Source organism: Nitrosopumilus sp. Nsub (genome assembly GCF_001541925.1).
Lineage (GTDB): Archaea > Thermoproteota > Nitrososphaeria > Nitrososphaerales > Nitrosopumilaceae > Nitrosopumilus.
Genome location: NZ_LQMW01000006.1, coordinates 32861 through 40871 on the forward strand (window position 1 = coordinate 32861; position 8011 = coordinate 40871).

The window sequence follows — 8011 nt, forward strand, 5'->3', positions numbered from 1 at the left end:
AGTCATGAAAATGGCAGTTTCTGCGTTCCCAATAATTGTATTATTGTTAATATTCTCTCCCATTTCAAACTCTTTTGCTCAAACTGATGTTGCAGATGATGATGGTTTTTTGTTTGAAGATGCAATCGGCGATGAATTAAGTACCAGAATGGTTCCTGAAAAACTAGTAAAAGGTTCTGAGGCACTATTACATATTTACCCTACTGAGAAAGGCCCAACACCAAAACAGGTTAATAATTTACGGGCAGTATCTTCAGACACGGAAATAATATCTATTGGAGATATTGAAGATGGCGGCATAATTACAACGGTAAAAATTTTGGCTCACGATACAGGTGAGGCAAAAATTGCGCTAGTAGCTGATGGATTTGAACCTACTTCTTTTACGGTTATAGTATACGAAGTAAAAAACAGACCCACTCAAATTCTTCTCAATGCCGCACCTGATACTTTTGAAATGCACGGTCCAGGAACTGGATACTATACAGTACAGTTAACAGATGATTTTGGAGAACCAGTAATTGCAGATAAAGATATAAAAATTAATCTTTCTACATCTACGGATGTAATTTCTCTTGATACAAAACAGATGTACATTGATGAAGGAGAATATTATGGGATTGGAACTTTTAATGTTAATACTTCTGGCGATGTAATGATCTTTGCTGCATCAGATGGAATGGATACTAGAAACAAAAGAATCACCATATCTGGCCCTGTAGAAAAATCTTTAGAACTTTTTTTGTTTCCCGAAGTGATCTCCTCCCAAGCTAATCAACATTCGTATGCCGTAGTTGTAATGAAAGATGAAACTGGAAAACCAACCACTGCCGAAAAAGACACCATCATAACATTACATGCAGTTTTAGATTCAGAAAAAACACAAACAGGAGATTCTCAATACTCTACAGAGGAGGGAATTGACAGGTACGGTAATAAAAAGAAATGGACAGGTTCTCTTGAACGTGTTGATGAATCTCAACTGAGAAACGAGGCAAGTCGTGCATGGGATAATTATTCAGGAGATAAAACAAAATTAGATGTTTTGATCAATAAAGGCGATTCATACGGTTATTCCTTATTGTCATCTCCTGTAGGTATTGAAGGCACATATACCATTTATGCATCATCTCCAGATTTTTCGGGGATTCAGTCAAAACAGTTAACTGCAACTCATAATTTTTACATCGATGATTCCCCTGTACAAATCAAAACAATACCTAGCATATCTGCTGGAAAAAATGTATTGATTGGATCTGTGTATTTACAAGATGGCAATATTCCAGTTACATCAGATAAATCATTAAATGTACGAATTAATCCCTCAGATACGGATTCTGTAACAATAACTCCTCCAAAAATCATCAAGGGGTCATCAGTTGGATTGATGTTTGGAGATATGGGCTATACAATCAAAGAGCCTTCTACCTTGTCTGATAACTCATGTATCAGTACTGTTACTAATGGTGGAGAAGGGTCAACAACTTCAAACTGTGTTGCAACTGATTTGTATGTAGTTGGAGGATTTGGTTCAGATTCTGCAAAACTTGATGTGTTTGGACCGACAAAAGCAGATCTAAAATTTGTGGCAAAACCAATGATTTCCAAAGTCATACCAGATACAGATTTCCCAGTTGTTGCATACATGACACGTGATGAATCATCTGTATGGTATTTCCCTGAAAACATCTACATCTCAAAGTCTCCTAGTTCAGTTATCGATATTTTAGGTGGACAGATAAAATCTGGAGACTCTCCAAAATTATTCATGGCAAATGCAAAAGATTCAGGTGCAGATGTAATTACAATGACTGCAGGAGAATATGAAACCGACATGAATATTGAGGTAATTACTGCAAAAAAACCTGCAAAACTTACTTTATCTTCTCCTGATGACGTGTATACTTTTACTGAAAGTTTATTTTTGATTCAACTATTAGATGAATCAGATAATCCAGTATTTTCAGATAGGAATTTGTTGATCAATTTATTTGTAGATGACACTAGTAAAATTAGAATTCCTGAAAGTGTTGTAATTGAAAAAGGAACTGATCATGCCACATTTACTGCAAATGCTGCAAGTGCAGGATCTGTCAAATTATTGATGCTGGCAGAAAATTTGCCGGAATTTTCAAACAATATTGAAATTGTTTCAAAACCCATTGTCGAAAATCCCCTAGTAGATAACACAAACAGTACCAAAAACGATACCGAAACCATACCTGAAAAGAAACGAAGTTTAGAGTTTATGGGTGTTGATTTGTTATTAGTTATTGTACCTGGAATTTTAGCAGGAGTTGGTATCATGTTAAAGCGTAATGGGACTTTTGATAGTTCTGGAGAAAGACTAGAATAAATTTACATCAGATCATTATCTATTTTTTCAATTTGAATTTTTTACAATTAAACTACTTCCAACTCATTCCTGAATATGGAAGTTTTTGAGCAATTGTTTTTAAAATTTTATCAGTACCTTTCAATACATTTTCCAAGTTCAACATATGGATTGTTGTTCTATTTGTTTTTATGATACTGTTAAAGAGTTTGTCACTTTCAAACATGTTTGTTTTGAATTGAACGGATTTTGAACAATCAACCATTCTACAAATTGAGCTTACCTCAATTCCAACCTTGGTTCCAAATTTTTTAACAGTAATAATTGGATGTAAATAATCATATCTTGTTTTTGGATAACCCATATTTCTTGTAATATTAATAACGGGAATTACTGCCCCTTTCTCGTTTACCATAACTTTGATTTCAGAACCACTCTCAACTATAGGCTGCATATACTTTATGTCTAATATGTTCTTTAATGGAATTCCATATGTTAGTGAATCATTTATTTCAATTTTAAATGGGGCAACAATTTCTAACTCCATGTTATTTTCATACGTATAATTTGATGTTAATTTAACGTGTGATCATTTTAAACAAGCATATAATAAATTGATTTTTTTAAGTATTTTTATTGATTTTATTTTAAAATGCCATAGTTTTTTTGAAATTTTATTATTGAATTGGTAAAATTTTTTCAAAAAAAATCATTTAATTCTGAGTTTAAACAATTGATCACATATCTAATAAAATATTTTTTTGTAAAAAACCAAAACTCAAATTTTTCTTGGAAGCTATTTTTGAAAACAATTTATTTTTAAATTTGCAATATTGTTTTTCAATTACTAATGTACTTTATGACACTTACATAAACATCCATTTGCACATTTCATTTTGAAACAATCATCATACAAATTTCTATGTGTTTTAATCATAACATTGTAAAACATTTGTAATTAACAGAAGAACTGTATGTTTAACTCATACAAACAACTTTTAATGTATCATATGTTGGTAAAATAAATCGAAAGTCGACACAATATCCCATTGTCAAAATAACTCCCCGTCGTGTTACTGGCATAAGCCTACCTGCTATGCTACGTAAAGGATGTGAAACAGTTGACTTTCAAATATTTTCAAAAAAATTGTTCATTGTCAAATATCATTTTTATACATGCAGCATAGCAAGAAAACCATTATTCTGTGTTATAGAATAAAAGTATGAGAAGCAGTTCATGATAGACACATGTCCTAGAAAAATCATGTTTACCTTGTGTCTCGTTTATTTTAAACATTTAGTTTTTTATCAAAATCTTTTTTTTAAAATTATTATACATTAGTCTCATCAATAATACAATATACAGTTAACCTATTACTAATTCTACTATTGAATCAAACCTTCTATCATAATCATGATATCAATTCTGTTATACTCCATCACATAATCTAATGATTGGTATGTGTGTGTATTTTAAACAAACATAAATGTAATAAGTAATTGCAAATATGTAAGATACGAAATTTATTTCAAGGAAAACCACTCAATTAAAAGTTGGGCGGTTTGGATGAGTCAAAAACAAACAGTAAAAACAAACAGTGATGTTGAAAAAGATTCAACATTTACGTTAAACAAGATGGCAGATATTGGAAGTGATTTAGAAAAAAATGTCCAATCTGCAATTAAAGAAATTGATTTGTTTAATTCTCAAGCAAAATTAATCTCAATTAATGCACGAATTGAAGCAAGTAGAGTAGGTGAAGCAGGTAGAGCATTTTCAATTGTTGCAGAACAGATGAATGATTTAACAAATAAAATTGGAGAGGTAAATGAAAAGATGAAGGCTCAAAGTCAAACATCAATTAAAGGCATTCATGAATTAATAAAAAAACAAGCAGTAGATATGAGGGGAAATAGACTAGTAGACTTGTCAGTTACAAATATGGATTTAATCGACAGAAATCTCTATGAACGATCATGTGATGTTAGATGGTGGGCAACAGAAAATGCACTGATTACCGCATTAGAATCAAAATCAAAAAAAGATAGCATTTATGCATCTCAAAGACTGTATCAAATTTTAGAGTCATATACTGTCTATGTGGATTTGGTTTTAGCAGATACAGAAGGTAAAATAATTACAAACGGTAAATCACATACGTATGATATTAGTAATTCAAACGTGTCCTCAACAGAATGGTTCAGGACTGCAATGAGTTCAAAACAAGGACAGTTTGGAATGCAGTCAGTTGGACGTTGTCCTCTGGTAAATAATCAAATCGTTTCAATTTTTTCATGTCCTGTAAGATCTAAAAAAGACGGTAAAGTGTTGGGAGTTTTAGGAATCATTTTCAACTGGGATCATTTTGCACACCAGATAATTGAAGAAACACCAATTGAGAAATCAGAAAAACAAAACACTAGAATATGCATAACTGATGAATCAGGGGACATATTTGGAGATTCCCAAGGAGAATGTCTAATAAAAAAATTAGATGCGTCATTTTTAACAGGATTAAAAAATAATACATCAGGATTTACAATGATAAATAATGACAATCAAACAACATGTGTTGCAAAAGCCCATTCCAAAGGATATGAAACGTATAATTCAGGATGGAGTTGTTTTATAATACAAAAAGTCTGAATGAATCAAATAAATATCAAATGTGAAATAAATTATTAAAAATATGTCAAATGGTATGATTGATTAAAAAACATCATCATTGACATTGTATACCAGTAATTAAAAACATATCAAACAAAACGACAAGGTTATTTTTCATATTTACCTGTATTTGCAGTTTCTACAATGTCTTTTCGGATTGTATTTTCATTTGTTGTCAAACTAAAAAGACAAAGGTTGTTGTGACCAAGGTTATAGTTTTATGATGGGTGTGTGGACTTGCCGGTATTTCATGTACGTACTTTTATGAACAAAAACACGGATGCAGGTATCATGTTGGAATTATTCTTCCTCACTTTATTTCTTCTTGACTTTTTACAATACACAAACAAACTTTTGCGTACTAAAATCAACCAAGAATTAGCAATAACAATTACATCCAACAACCATATTCAATTGTGGTCTTTTGTATGTGATTTGCTTTATCATAAAGCCATAAACCAACTAAATCTATTTTAAGTAAATATTTATTTTTATTTTAAATTCAATGGATTAAATTATAATGACATTGATTTGAAAGTTTCTTTATGGGATGTAATGAAATATGTCAAACATACAAAGCTGTAAAACCTTTGAAAATATCTAGATATGAAAGTGGTCAAAAAAGATGTTCAAAATGTTCCATATTTCTAATCTGGGATGGGGCATACTGCCCTTGCTGTAATGCTTTGTTAAGAACAAAACCCAAAACTACACGTTCACGTCATCGTCTGATGATTGCAAATCATATAAAACGAATTTAGACAAAAATATTTGTTATATGTTTTATTGAATCAATTTATCCATTTCTTTGTCACTCTTTGCATTAGCATTAAATTGTTAAAAACAATATATGATTTTTCACATTCTCTTTTAGGTATAATTTTGACGGGGACATGTAAAAATCACAATGTATGTAGTATAACTTTCAAATGTGTTGAAAATAGAATAAAAACTTTTGAGAATTATGTGTCTTTGACCTTTTCTTTCTTATTTTTGCTAATTATTACTTGTTCTTTTATTTTTTGAAATCCTTTTCTATTTTCTTCATTTGTTGCATTCTCCAATGCCTTATCAAAACAAACTATTGCCTCCTCATACCTATCTAATTTTGATAATGCAAATCCCATACTATTCCAGGTGAACTCTTTTTTAGGATCAATTTCTAATGCCTTATCAAAACAAACTATTGCATCTTCGGTTTTACCCATTTTATACAGTAAATTTCCTTTAATATTCCAAACTAACGCATAGTCTGGATCAATTTCTATGGCCTTATTCCATTGCTCTATTGCTTCAGCATACATATCTAATTGAATTAATGAGTTGCCTTTGAAAATATGTGCATCTCTGTCTTTTGGATTAATCTTTATGGCATTGTTGTAACATGTTATTGCTTGTTCATGCTGGTTTGATTTAACAAACTCTATTCCTTTCAAAACTAATTTGTCAGCTTTTTTTACAGGATCTTCGGCATATTCCATGGATAATTGTAAAAATGATGATTTAGATAAATTTGTTTCATAAATTAATCCCTCACTATTGTTTGTAATATTATTTTGAGTAGGAAATACTTGTTTTATTGAGAATCTAACACGCATAATCCTTTTTGTCATTGAAATTTTAAAACACCATTAAATTTGATTTTTGTGTTTGTTTAAAATACACAAACAATATGTTTTGTATGATTAATGCTTTAGCTAAACATTGACATATGATAGTGAGTATGTGAAAAGGATTGCAAAGGCAATATATGATGAAATTGACAAGTTAGATAATGACTTGAATTCCTAGTGGCAGAGAATTTTTGCCATTTTTTAAAATATTTGTATTATAATTTATTTTTCTGTTTTACTGTGTGTTTAAATTGATCAAACATGTTTTTAACATCTTTATGTTTTGATACATTCCTTATGGCCATGATGAAAAACCCTGTTGTAAAGTTACAATGTAGTGATTATGGATATGACTGTGCTTATTTTTCTTCAGATAGAAATATGTCAGTTGTAATTAACAATTTTCAAAAACATGTGAGTGACAAACATTTTATTGATTATAGTTATGAGGCAGTATTACAATTTATTTTAAGGAAACGATAAAAAATTTCTTTATCTATTGATATGCAAGGTATTTTCTTCAAACAACTATGTGATCGTAGTTTGTGATTTATTTGCCGGACACGTTATCTTGTTGTTATTTTTCACGTGTACAATCCAACATATGTCATGTCTTGATTGGATATTTTGTCTCAAATTGTAAAATGCACCTGTAACTCCCATGGAATCTTTTCCAAGATAGTTTGTTCCTTTATGTCTACTAATACATTTAGTATTTTACAGACACATTTTTTACCGCATAATATTTGATAAATAGTTTAAATAATCCAATACCTGTGAAAATTATTTTTTATGATAATTTATGTCTGAGTGGTTTTTGGATTTATTGATGGGAATATTTTCATTATCAAGTTGTGTGCATGATTGAATATTAAAAAAAATAATCATCATGTTCATTTGGAACATCATCATCTGCTTCAATTTTTATGTTAAATATTTTGATATGCTATGTCATGTTTCTCATTAAAATTTTTTGGTGAATTGTCATTTTTATCTAAAAAGATAATTTGAAATTCGCCTGTGGAATAATTTAATACTTAAAACAACTCTAAAATATGAAAAAACACTGTAAATCCATTACAGTGAGTCTTCACATTTTATAACCAAACGTCGTAAAATACGACATAATAACTTTGTAATACTTGTTAATAAATATGATCAAAAATAGAGAGTTTGATACCTCTCTTTCAAGGTACCATTTTTACACTTAAGGCAAACTCAATCGGAGTTGATTTGAGGCGACAGTGTTTTTCTTCTCTGATGTTATTAGAGTAGTTGCAGTATGTAAGATTCTGTTTGTGTGAAATGATCAGATGGTACACAAAACAGTATTGTTCAAAGTGATCACACCACACCATATAGTCTAATAATTCCCACACATCATCATGACAAAAT

5 protein-coding genes are annotated in these 8011 nt (G+C 30.3%); 3 read left to right on the plus strand and 2 right to left on the minus strand.

Features of this window, described 5'->3' with window-relative positions:
• Window positions 1-4: 4 nt before the first annotated feature.
• A complete protein-coding gene (locus AW732_RS00705) occupies window positions 5-2356 on the plus strand; it encodes a hypothetical protein (protein WP_156416040.1) in 2352 nt (783 codons plus the stop codon).
• 52 nt (window positions 2357-2408) lie between these two features.
• Here AW732_RS00705 and AW732_RS00710 read toward each other — a convergent pair whose 3' ends face one another.
• A complete protein-coding gene (locus AW732_RS00710; protein ID WP_067957053.1) occupies window positions 2409-2882 on the minus strand; it encodes a chemotaxis protein CheW in 474 nt (157 codons plus the stop codon).
• Window positions 2883-3902: 1020 nt separating this feature from the next.
• On the opposite strand from AW732_RS00710, the gene AW732_RS00715 reads away from it, so the two are divergent.
• Complete coding sequence (locus AW732_RS00715) at window positions 3903-4982, plus strand: cache domain-containing protein (RefSeq protein WP_067957056.1); 1080 nt, start codon at window positions 3903-3905, stop codon at window positions 4980-4982.
• Window positions 4983-5965: 983 nt separating this feature from the next.
• Here AW732_RS00715 and AW732_RS00720 read toward each other — a convergent pair.
• Complete coding sequence (locus AW732_RS00720; protein WP_067957059.1) at window positions 5966-6616, minus strand: tetratricopeptide repeat protein; 651 nt, start codon at window positions 6614-6616, stop codon at window positions 5966-5968.
• 303 nt (window positions 6617-6919) lie between these two features.
• On the opposite strand from AW732_RS00720, the gene AW732_RS08635 reads away from it, so the two are divergent.
• On the plus strand, window positions 6920-7099 hold the full coding sequence (locus AW732_RS08635) for a DUF1059 domain-containing protein (RefSeq protein WP_253805518.1): 180 nt from the start codon (window positions 6920-6922) through the stop codon (window positions 7097-7099).
• The last annotated feature ends 912 nt before the right edge of the window (window positions 7100-8011 follow it).